This window comes from Sarcina ventriculi (genome assembly GCF_900456775.1).
In the GTDB taxonomy this organism is placed as follows: Bacteria; Bacillota; Clostridia; order Clostridiales; family Clostridiaceae; genus Sarcina; species Sarcina ventriculi.
The window spans coordinates 17,697-32,322 of sequence record NZ_UAUL01000002.1; the positions used below are offsets into that span (position 1 = coordinate 17,697).

A 14,626-nucleotide genomic window follows, 5' to 3' on the forward strand; every position below is an offset into this window, starting at 1 on the left:
TTTCTTTATTCTCTATTGCAAATAAAAACTGCTTGTCTTATTTTACTCTATATAAACTTTCTCTACACTACTTTCGGATATTACAGGAGATAAATCTATTTTTAGTTTAGCATATTTATCTAAACCAGTCATATTTATAAGAGTTACGTTCATATTAGGTTTTCCTAATATCTCAACAGGTCTTCCACCATTAAATATTACATATCTTTTCTTTATGCTTCTATATAATATTTTAAACATATCATATATAGGGTTGTTCTTAGTTTCTCTTGTTATTCCCATTCCATGTACATTTCCACAAGCTAAAACCCCAACTGTCATATCAGATTTAGCAGTAAATAATCCGCCATATCCTACTTGTTCTCCTTTTGCTACCTTGCATACATTAACTGGAACTGCGTAATAAGTAAATGTCTTTTTTATTCCTCTATTATATCCCACATATCCATATATTATATTACCTCCTCTAGCTGCAGTTGTAAAATCTGCTGCCTTCCTAATATCATTATCTAGAATTCCACTTGATGCTAAACAATGAATAAACGGTATTTCTTCTTTGTATTTTTCAGCTACCTTTTTAAATCTTCCAACTTGTGATACTGTATATCTAACATCTTTACATTTATGTAAATGAGTGTATAATCCTTCAATTTCTATATTAGGATGATTTGATTTTAACTCTTGTATAACACTATCCAATCTATTTATTTTTATTCCCATTCTATTCATACCAGTATCTACATAAATGTGTACTCTTTTCTTAGTATTTTGAGGTAGTTCCTTTATAATTTCCTCATTATCTATACTAAATATAAGATTCTCTCTATCATCTTTAAAATCTTCTATTGTACAAAGAGGTGAAAGAAGTAATATATCAGTTTTTACATCTATCTGTCTACTTTCTTCTATATTTCCTACTGCTAAAATATCAACTTTATCTTCAAGATATTTAGAAATGGTGTTTATTCCAAGTCCATATGCATCACCTTTAATTACACCTATTAATTTTTTATCTCCAATTAGTTTTTTTATTATATTTATATTATGTTCTATAGCATTTAAATCTATTTCACACCAAAAATTACTCATTTTATAAACCTGCCTTCTTTTTATGTCTTAAATAATTATATTACATTAATAATATATAATAAATTTAATTCAAAAACTAGCATAATTTAAATTAAGTTATATTTATTAAGATTATTTATTAATAAATTAACCTTAATTAATTGAATTTAAAGTAAGTTATTGGTATGATTTATATATATAATTTTTAAATATATAAAATATTATTGGGGGCTAAAAATATGAATGAAATTATTGTAACAAAATTTGGTGGAAGCTCTTTAGCATCTGCCCAACAATTCAAAAAGGTTAAAGATATAATTCTTGCAAATCCAAATAGAAAATTTGTTGTTCCTTCAGCGCCAGGGAAACGAAATAGCAAAGATTATAAAATAACAGATGTTTTATATCTTTGTTATGCTCATATAAAAAGTGGTGTTCCTTTTGATGATATCTTTAAACTTATTGAGGAAAGATATTTAAATATAATAGATGAATTACAAATAGATATTAATCTAAAACCATATTTAAAAACTATCAAAGAAAAAATAGAATCTGGCGCATCTGCAGACTATATTGCAAGCAGAGGAGAATATTTAAATGGGCTAATTCTTTCTAAATACATTGGATTTGATTTTGTTGATGCCGCTGACATTATAGTTTTTGATGAAGACAGAAGTTATAATAGAGCTAAGACTCGTGAGAAGATAAATAAATTATTATCTAACAGAGAAAATGTAGTTATTCCAGGATTTTATGGAGCAAATGAAGAAGGTGACATAATTACATTTTCGCGTGGAGGTTCTGATATTACAGGTTCTATAATATCTTCAGGAATAAATGCTAATCTTTATGAAAACTGGACTGATGTTTCAGGTTTTTTAATGGCAGACCCTAGAATTGTTAAAGCTCCTAAAACTATTGAAACAATTTCTTATAAAGAGCTTAGAGAACTTTCATATATGGGCGCATCTGTTCTTCATGAAGAGGCAATTTTCCCTGTAAGAGAAAAAAACATACCAATTAGAATAAAAAATACAAATAGACCTAATGACCCTGGAACTCTTATCGTAGATGAATTATCTAAAGATTCCAAGGCATTAAGTGTAACAGGAATAGCTGGTAGAAAAGATTTTACTGTTATATCAATTTACAAGGCTCTTATGAATTCAGAACTTGGTTTTTGTAGAAAAGTTCTATCTATCCTTGAAAATAAAGGTGTTTCATTCGAAAATATGCCAGCTGGTATAGATACTGTATGTCTTGTTATAGATAGTAGTAAACTTAATAATAAATTAAATGAAATAGTAGATGAAATTAAAATGCAATGTAATCCTGACTCAATAGAAGTAAATCCTAATATGTCAGTTATTGCAACTGTTGGTCGAGGTATGGCTAAAACCCCTGGAATAGCAGCTAAAATATTTAATGCTGTTTATGAGGCTAATATAAACATAAAAATGATAGACCAAGGTTCAAGTGAAATGAATATACTTATAGGTATAGATAATAGTGACTTTGAAAAAGCTACAAATGCAATATATAACGCCTTTGTAAAATAAAAAAATAAAAGCATTAGGGAAAACTCCCTAATGCTTTTATTTTTATAAAATATCTTTATTCTTTAAATATCTTTTTTCATATATCATATAAAGAATTATTGCGATTATTGAGAATATTACAGGACCTGCAAGTTGTATGAAAGTTGAACGATAATTATTACTTTCAATTGCTGGTTGTATTATTGTAAATACATTAGCAAATCCTACAACACATGTAACTATTATAGCCCATATAGTACCAACTTTCTTAGACTTATACATTTCAAATGGTTTTTCAATTGATGTATTCTTTTTAAAGAATATAAATGCTATTGCTAAGAACATATATGGAATTGTCATTGATACATTTCCCATAAGAATTAAATCATTTAAAAAACTACTTCCGTCTGAACCTGCAAATGCTGAAGAAGCTATTATTATTATAACTATTGCACATTGTACCCACATAGCTACAACAGGCATTCCATCTTTGTTAAGTTTAGTTAATTTTTTAGGCCATATTTCCTTTGGAGTACCTTCAATAAGTTGTTTTATAGGTGAGTAAATTAATGTAAAGAAACCACCAGTTAAAGCAAGAAGCATTGAAAGTCCTATAAATCTTGCAAATAATGAACCTAAAAGTGCTGAAGCAGAAGCACTCATTCCAAATACTGAACCAATTTGTACACCTAGATTATTTAATATTACATAAGAAACATTTGCCATATTTACACCTGGATTTGTTAATACAGCATTCCAGTTTGTAAAAAATCCTACGAATAATATAGCTAAAGAATATCCAACCGCAATAACAATTGCTGCTATTTTAATAGCTTTAGGAAATACTACTGAAGCATTTTCTGTTTGGTCAACAAGTCCACCAACAGCTTCTAAACCTCCATAAGCGAAAATTGCAAATACTACAAATCCTAACATTCCAAGTGGTGATTGATATGCAGCATTAGGAGATGTTGTAAGTGCTGATAAAGTTAATTCTTGTGCTGGATGAAATCCGTTTCCAAAAAGTACAATTATTCCACCAAGTAATAAAACTACATTAGCGCACATTACAAATATACCACCAATTGATGCAATTTTAGATATATTCTTTAATCCTTTAGATGATACTGCAGTTATTACTAATATTAACAATATTCCTAAAACTCCAAGTAATTTTGGTCCGCTTAATCCAAATAATGACCAAGTAGATGTGGTGTCGCTACCAAATAATAAATTTGAAAATGGTACCCATATTGATGATGAGACACTAACCATCCAAATGATATATGAAGTATACCACATAAATGTTCCTATAAATGCAAACTTAGGTCCAACCGATTTTGACATCCAAGAATAAATACCACCTTTTTCATCTTTAAAAGCAGCACCATACTCTGCCATCATAAAAGCATATGGTATAAAAAACAATACTGCTGAGAATATATACCATGGTATAGCTCCGTATCCCATAAGATAAAAGGCTCTAGGTATATTAGTAAATCCAAATACTGATGTAAATATCATAAGTATTAATGATATTAGCCCCAATTTTTTAGTTTTTGTCAATGCTTTATTCCCCCTTTTATGTTAATTAATTGATAATTTAACTTCGTTAGTATATTCATCTGATGACTTTATATTATTATAGTTTTTGCCATTAGTCAACAAATTTCACATTACCTTTTTAGACATTTTTTTGTTTTTTTTTAAGATTATTTTAATTCCACTTAATGTTTAAAAAAAATACATGAATTTTAAAAAAAAATTTAATTATATTGTTTACTTATTAACTTTATTTTTTTAAAAAATACTTTTAATATAAAATATGTATAATAATTTAAAACATAATTATATATGTTTTAAATTATATTTAACAATGTTTTTTTACAAAATATTTATTATTTAGAAGGAATATACATTTTTTGTAAGAATATATAATATGTTGGTTTATTTTATACGCTTTAGGAGGGCTCAATTTAGAATGAATACTGTAAAAAATGAAATGTTATCAGTAGAAGATGTTTCTACTGCTTTAAAAATATCTAAATCACAAGTATATAAAGTTTTAAAAAAAAATAGGAACATCATAAAACCTATGATAAAAATTGATGGAAAAACCTTTATTTCTAATGAAGGAATTAAATATATTGAAGAAGTTTTTAATAAAACAATAACTACTTTAAGTGTAACTACGGATGAAATGGGGATTTCTTTAGAAGAAGTTGCAGTTACATCTAGTAGCACTAAATCATATGAAAATAAAAGTTTAGAAGATGTTAATTTAGAAAATTTTATTCAGAATCCTACTAAAAAAGTTACGACAATATCATCTAATAATCAAGAAAAAAAGGAAGTAAAAAATACGAAAAAGAAAAATATAAAAAATGATGATAAAACAAACATTTATGTGGCACCTATTGATTTTAAGGGTAAAACTATTTTTGAAACCGAGGAAAAAGAAGAAAAAAAATTAACTAAAGAACAACAATTAAAATTAGAGGAGGAAAAACTTTTAGAAAAACATTGCAGAGAAGTTGATACTAAGCTTATTAATTTAAAAGAAAGATTAATTGAAAAACAAGAGCTTAATAAAAAAAGTTTTTTTAAAAAAGTTATTAATAATATATTTAAAAAATAATTAGTTTAAATTTAAGAATATTATCTAAAGGAACAACTTAAACATATTATATAACTATGTTTAAGTTAAGGAGGATTCCTTTGGATAATTTTTTTTCAAATGATTCTACTACATCTTATACAAATATCTTTATATATTTAGATTCTATACTCATAAATGGCTTGTCTTCTGTATTTTTAAATGGATATATTCAAAAAAGAACAATAACTAAAACTATAGATAATTATATTTCAGGAAAAATAGATGATGGATTAAAAACTCATGATCATAATGAGTATAGTAAAAGTAAACAAGTAAATAAGCAATCGATAACCCCAAGAAGTAATGATTCACATATAAAAAGTAAAAATAATGTAAATTATTGCTGTGATGAAGATTTTCGAAATGAAAGTTTAGAAGGTCGTAGAAATGTAAGATTTCAAGAAAGTAATGAAACCATATATACGTATTTCTCTCTTCACCGAGAATTGTATGAATATATGAATTATTATAATATTATAAAAAACAATATTACTAAAGATAACATAATGAACGTATCATTTAATTCTGGTGATTATATTGAGATTAAAGGTGAAATAACATGTGTATCATTAGTTTGTTATTTAGACTATTTAATAACTATTATAGATTCTTTTAATACTTCAGAAAATGTAAATCTATTGGATAATTTAATAGCTAATAATAATCCAGGAATTTGGACATTCAATGCACTCTTAAAAGTTTTAATTCATTTTAAGGCAACTTTAGAAAAACAACATACTGGTGATATTGTGGTGAATTGTGGTGATAAAGTTGTCATTTTAACTGTTATTGATGATAATTTTTTAGAAAGTAAGGCTCACATATTTGACAAGTCTAATTGTTGTCTTACTATATTTGGAAAAGTTCTTAAGCATTGTTCGAAAAATGAAAATTTAAGTTTACTTAGAAAAACTGGACATCATGATTATTATGAAGGTTTTTTGAATAATCTCGAGCCATATTTAAATATATTGAGAAATAATGGTATATCAATTCCTAATCCACCTAAAATTAATTATGATGAGAACACTTTATTTGTAATACCTATTAGTATATATATTTAAAAAGGAGCTAAAAGTTTTAGCCCCTTTTTTATTTAAATATTTTTTAGTAGTAAAACTTTTTTAAATTTTCTAGGAACCATGTCCATAATGGTTTCATCTATCCCTTTTATGCTTAGCATCATATTTATATAAACTAATACCCCAGTATAAATTGTTATTAGAAGACTAAATACATTAGCTATATAACTAGGAACAACTACTACAAATAATGCATATAAAGCTTTATTTAAAATAAATATTATAACCCCCATAACAATTCCACTTAAAGCTGGTTTTTGCCAACTATCTTTAAGCACTCCAAAAACACCTATATGTTTTTCTATTACCTTTATATTAAGGATCATAGTTATTATATTAGATATTAGAAGTCCTATTATAACACCAAATATATTTATACTTGCGATTGGTATTAGTATAAAGTTACAAATAATTTTTATCACTACTCCAATAAATGATATAATAGCTCCTTCTTTAACTTTTCCTAAACTATTTAACATTGTGTAACTTAATTGATAAATAGATGAAAAAATAAATACATATGCACCAAACTTCATAATTGAGGCTCCACCTAAATTACTAGCTCCAAATATCATTGTAAATACTGATTTACTAAGTACAGATAATCCGATAGCTGAAGGAATGCCTATTAAAAATCCTGTTTTTATAAGCTTTTCAATAGATACTTTAAGTTTTGTTTTATCATTTAATACATTCGCTCCAGATATAATAGGAAGTACTGAAACTGCTAAAGAACTTATGAGTATCATAGGAACATTAATTATTTGCGTATAGTTACCATAATCTCCATATTTAACTCCTCTTACATATTCATCAAAACCAGCCTTCGCTAGTCCATTATTTATATTGGCTACATCTATTAAATTGCTTCCTGCATAAATAAATACAGCTGATAATAAAAGAGGAATAGAATATCTAATTATATAATTTAATATATAACGATTTGTATGCATTCTTTGTTTAGAAATTCTCTTAATGGTTTTATCTTTTTTGTATTTATATAATAAATATACAAGAGACCCCCCTGCTCCAACAGCAGTACCTACAGCTCCTCCAGCAACTCCTAGAGCCACACCATATCTTTTAAGTATAAAAGAAAACAATATACTAAAAACTATATTTAAAATTTGTTCTATAAATTGAGATATTCCAATTGGAGTTAAATTGTGTCTTCCTTGAAAATATCCTCTATAAGCGCTTCCAATAGCTGTAAGTAGTATACTTGGACAAAGTGTTAAAATTGCAAAATATGCATCTGAATAACCTATAAAATTTGTTATTGGTTTTGTAAATGCAAATAATATAAGCATCATAATAGTTCCCATTGATAAGAGAACTAATAACCCTAACTTAAAACTCGCCATGGCATCTTTTTCATGCCCTGTTTCATTATATTGAGAAATAAGTTTAGGTATAGCAGTTGATACCCCTGAGATTGTAACCATATATACAAAAGTATAGACGTTATAAGATGCATAATAAACACCATATCCAAATTTCCCTATACTCATGATTAAAAGTGGTATATATACAAGGGATAAAATTTTTGAGCAAATATTAGTAAATGCTAATATTATTAATCCCTTTGAACTATTTTTTTCACTCAAAACATTTCTCCTTTCTGTTATGTTTGTGTGAGATTATTAATTATTGCTTATTATACCTCTTTTTATATAATATTTACAATAATATTTATAATAATAAAAAATATTAAATTTTTGTTAATTTTTTAAACAATTTTATTTTTATTATGACTATGTAGCTTTATTGACATAATAAAAATAAAAGTTTATTATGACTTATGTACTTATTTGTCTTATTAAAAATTAATTTATAAAAAATAATACATAGGAGGAAAAGATGAAAAAAAAATTATCTAATAGTCAGCTTAAATTTATTATAATTTTAGGATTAGCACTAGGAATAAGAAATCTTGGTATGAGTTTAGTTGCTCCATTTATTTCTAATTACACTTTAGAACTTAAATATGGTACATTAGCTTTAAGTGGTATAGCTTTAGGAGGATTCAGTTTAACACAATCATTTTTCCAAGTACCTTTTGGAAGATTTTGTGATAGATTTGGTAACAAGCGCATTGTATTATTCGGATTGGCTCTTCTTATATGTGGTTTAGGATTATCGACATTTTCCCAAAATGCTTACATATACATTCTGTCTAGATTTTTACAAGGTACAGGTGCTATAACTGCTGGAGTCTTTGCATGGATTGCTAAAGAAATTGAAGATGAAAAAAGAGCGGATGCTATGGGGCTTTGTTCTCTTATAATATCCTTTTTTATAGTAGCTGCTTTAGGAGGAGGCCCTCTTCTTATTTTAATATGGAATGTTCAAGAACTTTATGCTATTGCAACTATTTTAGTTATTGTAGTATTTTTTCTTATTTTATTTTTTCTTAAAGATGATAGAAATAAAAATGAAATAAAATTATCAAAAGAAGAACAGGCAATAAAATCTAAAGAAACTTCTAAATATACAATCTCGTTATTAAAGAATTGGAAATTTGTTGGTTTTTGTTTTGTTGGATTTATAGCTCTTTTTGTATATATGTCTACATTTATAATAATCCCTGAATATGCTACGCATTTAGTTGGAGAAGTAAACCTTTGGATGGTTTATACACCAGCTATGTTAATTGGTATAGCTTCAATGAAAATATCAGTTGTATTTGTTAAAAGATCATATTCTAAGCAAGTAGCTATAATTGCTAGTTTATTTTTTGTTTTTTCAGGAATTATTTTAATATTTGCATCAAATTCATTAGTATTTTTAATAATAGGTAGCGCATTAGCTTTTGCAGCTTATTTCATATTAACTAATTTAATTCCTACTGCGACAAATCATATAGTAAAACCTGAATATAGAGGGTCTTTAAATGGTATTGTTAATGCTTTTACATATATCGGAGGTTTTTTTGGAAGTGCGATAACTGGTTTCCTTTGGGGAATAGATACAAAGTATGCAATCGTCGTTATAATTTCTCTTGCCATTTTAGTTACAATAATTGCATTTATAGCATTTCCTAAATTGATTATGAAAAATAGAAATAGTGCAGATTCAGAAAATGAAATAGAAATTGCAGTCTATAAGGAGTGATAATTTTGAGTTTATATGATTTATCTTTTTCATTTTTAAAAAGCGATTTTACAATATGTAATTCGATAAAAATAGATAAAATTCAAAAAGAATTTCTAAATCTTTTAATCTTATCTGTAAATAAAGATGATAGCAAAACTTCATATAAGTTTAAATTAGATAAGCTAGCTAATTATTTAGGATTAAGTAAAGAAAAGTGTTGTAAAGTAGTTAAAAGTTTGCTTCAAATATATATAGAGATGAAAAGTATTTCCGATAAATCTTATCTTTGTTTTAATATATTATCATCTGTATTTTTTAATATAGATGATAATTATATAGAAGTTGCTTTTTATGAAAATATAAAACCTTTTTATCTAAAATTAAGAAAGCTTTTTGAACTTGGAAATGCAACAGAACTTTTAAATCTAAATAGTAAAAATTCAATAAAGATGTATGAAATTTTAAAACCAGCAAAAACTAATAAAATTTATAACATTAAAATTGAAAGGCTTAAAGAACTTCTACATTTAAATAACGAATATAAATTATACGCTGATTTTAAAAGAAAGGTTTTATTATATACTCAACAAATGCTAAAACAAAAAACAGATATATATTTTGAATTTGAAGAAATAAAAATTGGAAAAAAGGTAGATTCATTAAATATAATTATATTTGAAAATGTATATAACGTAAAAGATGCAAATAATAATAAAATTTGTGTGGATTCTATTAAATTGGCATTAAAAAATATAATTATTTCTTAAAAAAGCACCTATATTAAAATCGTATTAAGTAATTATTTTATTATTTAATACGATTTTAATATTTTTAATAAATTTACACTCACATATTTAATTAAAAATATTACGAAATTAAATTTAAAAAGCATAGTATAAAAATTACAATTAATTACATTTAAAAAGAAAGTTGAAAGATAATGTAAAAAAGAATAATTTTAAATATTTTGTTATATTATGGATTTTTATAGGTATGTATGGTATAATATAGTCAGAGGTGAGAATTTATGGTAGGTTATACACAAGTAGAAAAAACTATTAATTTTCAAATGAGGGGATTAAACTATAGGGTAGATTTAAAAAGATTGGAAAATAATAATTCAATAGAAAGGTTTGAAAATTTCTTAAAAGAAAAACAACATTGTATAGAAATAGATAGTATACAAATCATTGATAAACCTTTAAATGCTAAGTTGGATTATCATGCAAATTTAATAGAAAAGGTTTTAAATAAAAACAAAGAAAAGTTATTACAAAATTGTTATAATGGATTTTGCAAATTCTTTGGAACTGAAATAAAATCAAATTCTTATTTTATAAATAAATGTAATTTAAGTATGGGAAATTTAATATATTTTCATTATTTTATGACTTTATTACTTGGTGAAGTTTATGATTCTGAAAGTTTATTTTTAAAATATAAAAAAGATTATAACTTTATAAAACATGAACAAATAATGGCATTAACGTTGGAATTAATGGAAAAAGAAACTTTATTTTTGTCATCCTTTATTAAAAAATCATATTTTAAACAATTAAGAGATAATGGCTTTGCATATCTTAATCTTCCTCTTAATGTTACAAATGAAATTATAGAAACTATAATTATGTTTTTAATAAACGATTGCAATGATGATAGTGATTATACTTCATTTAACTATATGTATAATTATCACATACAAAAATATAATAATAATATTTGTTCTATAAACATAAACGAAAACAAAATTTATTCAAAGCATTTTGCCTAAAGATAAAATGACCATCTATAAATATTATTTATAGACGGTCATTTTATTTATTTATTTAAAAGTTTCGCCAATCTTATGATATCTGAATTGTCATAAGATTTTCCAACTTTTTTTTGTTGATTACTGATGTTTTTTGCTGATTTTTCTTTCTCATGTATCTCTTTCAATATTTTAGCTATTTCTTCATTGGTGTGTTTATCATCTAATAAATATGTCTTAAATACTGTTTCATTATGAATAAACTTTGCAATGTTATTATCATCAATAACTACTTTGAAATCCCCTTTAGCTAATAGCATACATTTTATACAAGTATGATTATTTAATTCATTTATCAATTTCTCTATAGGCTTAGGATAAAAATTTACTAAACTAACCTTTTTCAAATAGTTTTTAAGCATTTGATTATTATAATAAGATGCATACTTATCAAGCATAAAACCATCTTTAAAAGAAAAATTTAAATTTTCTTTATTACCATTTAGATTTTTTCTAATTATAATGGAAACATAGTTGTCATTTATACTACTGCCATAAATAGATTCAATGTTTATACAGTTTCTAAGTATATATTCTATATCTTCTAGTTTTGCATTATATGAAATATATGCTGCTATTCTTTGAGCATGCTTATCATCTAAATGTGCTATCATCTCATATATCATGCATCTGTTTAAAAATTCATCTTTACTATTAATCATTATTTCCATCAATATCCACTCCTTTTGTATAAAATGTCCATATTTATATATTAACACTTTTTTAACAAATAAACTACATATGCACATTATTATACTTAGGAATTTTTTTAATTAGCCTTTTTTATATCTTTTATATAATCATCTTTATAACTTTCTTGAGAATCCACAATTTCTTCAGATATATAAATATCTTTTTCACTATTATTATGTACTAATTCGCTCCACCATTTTTTAGTTGGATATTCAGCATTATCATTTAAGATAACCCTTTCTCCTATGAAAGGTGTAGATATTTGTATATTTTTCTTCTCTCCCTCTTTTATAACTCTGTTTATAGAATCATCCCAATCGTGAAAAGCTAATGCAAATGTCGCCCAATGGATAGGTATCATAACCTTACCTTTTAAATCTATATGAGCTTGTACACTTTGTTCTGGGAACATATGAATATTAGGCCATCTGATATCATATTGACCACACTCCATAAGAGTTAAATCAAAAGGTCCATATTTTTCTCCTATTTCTTTAAAGTGTTTTTCATAATCTCCATCACCACTAAAAAATATTTTTTTCTTCTTATTATATATTACCCAAGAACAACTTAAAGATGTATGATTTGCAAAACTTCTTCCTGAAAAATGTTTTGTTGGTGTACATACTAAATTAATTCCTTCAAAGTTAACTTCGTTCCACCAATCAATTTCTGTAATTTTATTTTTGGGAATGTTCCATCTTTCAAGATGCCCTGCAACACCCAATGGCACAAAAAAATGATTTACTTTATCTTTTATTCTTTTTATTGTCCAATAATCTAAATGATCATAATGGTCATGAGAGAAAATCACAGCATCTATTGATGGAATTTTTTCTACATCTATGGGTGCTTGATTGAAACGTCTTGTTCCAAAATAAGGTACTGGAGATGGTATTTTCCCAAACATTGGATCTAAAAGCAATCTTTTACCACTTATTTCTAATAATAGAGATGAATGTCCAAACCAGGTTACAGATGTTACATTTGAATCTAAATCCTTGAATTCATATTTTTTAAATGGTAAATCCCCTTCTGGTCTCAATCTAGGATTTCTGAAAATTTTATTTTTAATAAACCATAAAGCATTAGATAAAGCTTTATACGGTTTTTTCGGTTTTTTTTCAATATCTGTAATTGAGTAAAAAAATTGATTATCTTTATAATGATCACTTTCTTTAAATGCCGTAGTTCCTTTTTTAGGAGCCTTGGCTCCGAAACTTGGAAAATATTTCATGAAGAAAAAAGCTCCAATTGATAATCCTATTATTATTCCAATTAAAATCTTTAATAATAAAAACAACATATTACATAATTTTCCTCCTGAACTATATAAATTTACTAACATTAAAATATTATCATATTTCCCCTTCTACATTCCAGTATAATTTTCTATCTTCATATAGTATAACCTTTTCATTTCAAAAATAATCATACTTAAATACTTTTTATAAAATAATATATACAAATCATAGGACATATTTCATTAAAATCAAATTTTATGTCCTATGATATAATTTTATATTTATATTACAAATTCATTATTTACTGAATTTTTTATTATGTTAAAATTATTTTTTATTCGTTCATCATTTGGTGATATTTTAAGTGCTTCTAGTGCATATTTTAATGATTTATTATAATCTCCTGTGTAATAATATGCGAGAGAGGCTAAATCATAAGGTGTTTCATTCCAAGCAAATTGCTCATTGTGATGATTTGTTGTATTTTCTTTTATTTCTAAAGCTAATTTAATCATTATTAAAATCAAATTCCAATCTTTTTCCAAATAAGCCAATCTAGCCATCTCAACATAAGGTTCTCGCATATTAGGCGCTTCTGACATTGCTTTTAAAAGATATAATTTAGCGGTATCTAACTCACCTTTTTCTTTATAGCAACAAGCTATATATCTTAACGCAAAGCTCCTCTCCTCTTTCCATGTAGCATCTTTTAAAGATAAATATTTTTCTAATGTTTCAATAGCTTTATCCCATTTACCCATAAAGTAATACTCTCTGCCTAAATAATTAATATTTCGAGCATTATTAGGATTTTCATTTACGGCAAGTTCCAAAAGAGATAAGTTAAAGCTTCTAGATTTATTGGTATCTGGATAGTGTTTGAAAATTAAATCTTTTGCCAAACACCACTTTTCTCTCCCCTCTCCTAGATATTCTAAAACCTCATGTGTTGGATAAATCCATCTATAATTGTGTCTACTATGAATTCTTTCATGATAATACCAAACCCCTGGCGAACCATCAGGATTAAACTTCCATATATAAAGGTAATTAGCTCTATTCGTATCCTTTTCCCACACACTCTCTAATGCTTCTCTCCACCCATCTTCTAAGACCTCATCTAGGTCAATACAAACGCAAATATCGATATCTTCAGGTATTTTTTCTAAACACGCATTTCTGGCAACATCAAACCTCCAAGGTTTTACTGGTATTTCATATACTTTAGCTCCACAATCTCTTAAAATGGCAACAGTATTATCAGTGGAGCCTGTATCACCAAAAACAACTAAATCAGCATCTTTTAAGCTATCCATACATCTTTTTGCGAATTTTTCTTCATTTTTACAAACACCATATACACATATTTTATACTTTCCCATATACAATCCTTTAACATAAAAATATTTATATTTATATGTATTTTATTATTAGAT

At 25.7% G+C, this 14,626-nt stretch carries 12 protein-coding genes; 6 read left to right on the forward strand and 6 right to left on the reverse strand.

Features of this window, described 5'->3' with window-relative positions; all coding sequences use genetic code 11:
* Positions 1 to 42 precede the first annotated feature (42 nt).
* The gene (locus tag DR020_RS03720; RefSeq protein WP_112365316.1) at positions 43 to 1,089 is read right to left on the reverse strand and encodes an alanine racemase; all 1,047 of its coding nucleotides are present in this window, start codon (positions 1,087 to 1,089) and stop codon (positions 43 to 45) included.
* 218 nt (positions 1,090 to 1,307) lie between these two features.
* Here DR020_RS03720 and DR020_RS03725 point away from each other — a divergent pair, with 218 nt between their 5' ends.
* Entirely contained in the window at positions 1,308 to 2,627 is a 1,320-nt protein-coding gene (locus DR020_RS03725; protein WP_055257404.1) for an aspartate kinase, read from the forward strand.
* A 42-nt stretch (positions 2,628 to 2,669) separates the two neighbouring features.
* Here DR020_RS03725 and yjeM read toward each other — a convergent pair whose 3' ends face one another.
* Entirely contained in the window at positions 2,670 to 4,172 is a 1,503-nt protein-coding gene (gene yjeM / locus DR020_RS03730) for a glutamate/gamma-aminobutyrate family transporter YjeM (RefSeq protein WP_265327736.1), read from the reverse strand.
* A 415-nt stretch (positions 4,173 to 4,587) separates the two neighbouring features.
* Between yjeM and DR020_RS03735 the strand changes: the two genes are divergently transcribed.
* Together DR020_RS03735 and DR020_RS03740 are read left to right on the forward strand one after the other, a co-directional pair.
* On the forward strand, positions 4,588 to 5,244 hold the full coding sequence (locus DR020_RS03735; protein WP_055257403.1) for a hypothetical protein: 657 nt from the start codon (positions 4,588 to 4,590) through the stop codon (positions 5,242 to 5,244).
* 80 nt (positions 5,245 to 5,324) lie between these two features.
* A complete protein-coding gene (locus DR020_RS03740; protein WP_055257402.1) occupies positions 5,325 to 6,329 on the forward strand; it encodes a hypothetical protein in 1,005 nt (334 codons plus the stop codon).
* 32 nt (positions 6,330 to 6,361) lie between these two features.
* Here the strand turns inward: DR020_RS03740 and DR020_RS03745 are convergent, their stop codons facing one another.
* Positions 6,362 to 7,954, reverse strand: coding sequence for a putative polysaccharide biosynthesis protein (locus tag DR020_RS03745; protein ID WP_160110441.1), 1,593 nt, complete (start codon positions 7,952 to 7,954; stop codon positions 6,362 to 6,364).
* Between the two features lie 253 nt (positions 7,955 to 8,207).
* On the opposite strand from DR020_RS03745, the gene DR020_RS03750 reads away from it, so the two are divergent.
* The 3 genes from DR020_RS03750 (at position 8,208) to DR020_RS03760 (ending at position 11,214) form a co-directional block, all read left to right on the forward strand.
* A complete protein-coding gene (locus DR020_RS03750) occupies positions 8,208 to 9,461 on the forward strand; it encodes an MFS transporter (protein WP_055257400.1) in 1,254 nt (417 codons plus the stop codon).
* Between the two features lie 5 nt (positions 9,462 to 9,466).
* Positions 9,467 to 10,210, forward strand: a complete 744-nt coding sequence (locus DR020_RS03755; protein WP_160110442.1) for a replication initiation protein — start codon at positions 9,467 to 9,469, stop codon at positions 10,208 to 10,210.
* A gap of 260 nt (positions 10,211 to 10,470) precedes the next feature.
* On the forward strand, positions 10,471 to 11,214 hold the full coding sequence (locus DR020_RS03760) for a hypothetical protein (RefSeq protein ID WP_055257398.1): 744 nt from the start codon (positions 10,471 to 10,473) through the stop codon (positions 11,212 to 11,214).
* Between the two features lie 47 nt (positions 11,215 to 11,261).
* Here the strand turns inward: DR020_RS03760 and DR020_RS03765 are convergent, their stop codons facing one another.
* From DR020_RS03765 to DR020_RS03775, 3 genes are all read right to left on the reverse strand, one after another.
* Positions 11,262 to 11,924, reverse strand: coding sequence for a hypothetical protein (locus DR020_RS03765; protein WP_112365319.1), 663 nt, complete (start codon positions 11,922 to 11,924; stop codon positions 11,262 to 11,264).
* Between the two features lie 98 nt (positions 11,925 to 12,022).
* The gene (locus tag DR020_RS03770) at positions 12,023 to 13,252 is read right to left on the reverse strand and encodes an MBL fold metallo-hydrolase (protein WP_082412314.1); all 1,230 of its coding nucleotides are present in this window, start codon (positions 13,250 to 13,252) and stop codon (positions 12,023 to 12,025) included.
* Positions 13,253 to 13,471: 219 nt separating this feature from the next.
* Positions 13,472 to 14,572 carry a tetratricopeptide repeat-containing glycosyltransferase gene (locus DR020_RS03775; RefSeq protein WP_112365320.1) on the reverse strand — a complete coding sequence of 367 codons (1,101 nt, stop codon included), beginning with the start codon at positions 14,570 to 14,572 and terminating at the stop codon, positions 13,472 to 13,474.
* Positions 14,573 to 14,626: the final 54 nt, after the last annotated feature.

What these genes read in the sequence shown, in the direction of transcription:
- DR020_RS03735 (WP_055257403.1), top strand. Translation starts at nt 4,588, where the DNA reads ATGAATACTGTAAAAAATGAAATGTTATCAGTAGAAGATGTTTCTACT.
- DR020_RS03760 (WP_055257398.1), top strand. Translation starts at nt 10,471, where the DNA reads ATGGTAGGTTATACACAAGTAGAAAAAACTATTAATTTTCAAATGAGG.
- DR020_RS03750 (WP_055257400.1), top strand. Translation starts at nt 8,208, where the DNA reads ATGAAAAAAAAATTATCTAATAGTCAGCTTAAATTTATTATAATTTTA.
- DR020_RS03725 (WP_055257404.1), top strand. Translation starts at nt 1,308, where the DNA reads ATGAATGAAATTATTGTAACAAAATTTGGTGGAAGCTCTTTAGCATCT.
- DR020_RS03765 (WP_112365319.1), bottom strand. Translation starts at nt 11,924, where the DNA reads ATGGAAATAATGATTAATAGTAAAGATGAATTTTTAAACAGATGCATG.
- DR020_RS03720 (WP_112365316.1), bottom strand. Translation starts at nt 1,089, where the DNA reads ATGAGTAATTTTTGGTGTGAAATAGATTTAAATGCTATAGAACATAAT.
- DR020_RS03770 (WP_082412314.1), bottom strand. Translation starts at nt 13,252, where the DNA reads ATGTTGTTTTTATTATTAAAGATTTTAATTGGAATAATAATAGGATTA.
- DR020_RS03775 (WP_112365320.1), bottom strand. Translation starts at nt 14,572, where the DNA reads ATGGGAAAGTATAAAATATGTGTATATGGTGTTTGTAAAAATGAAGAA.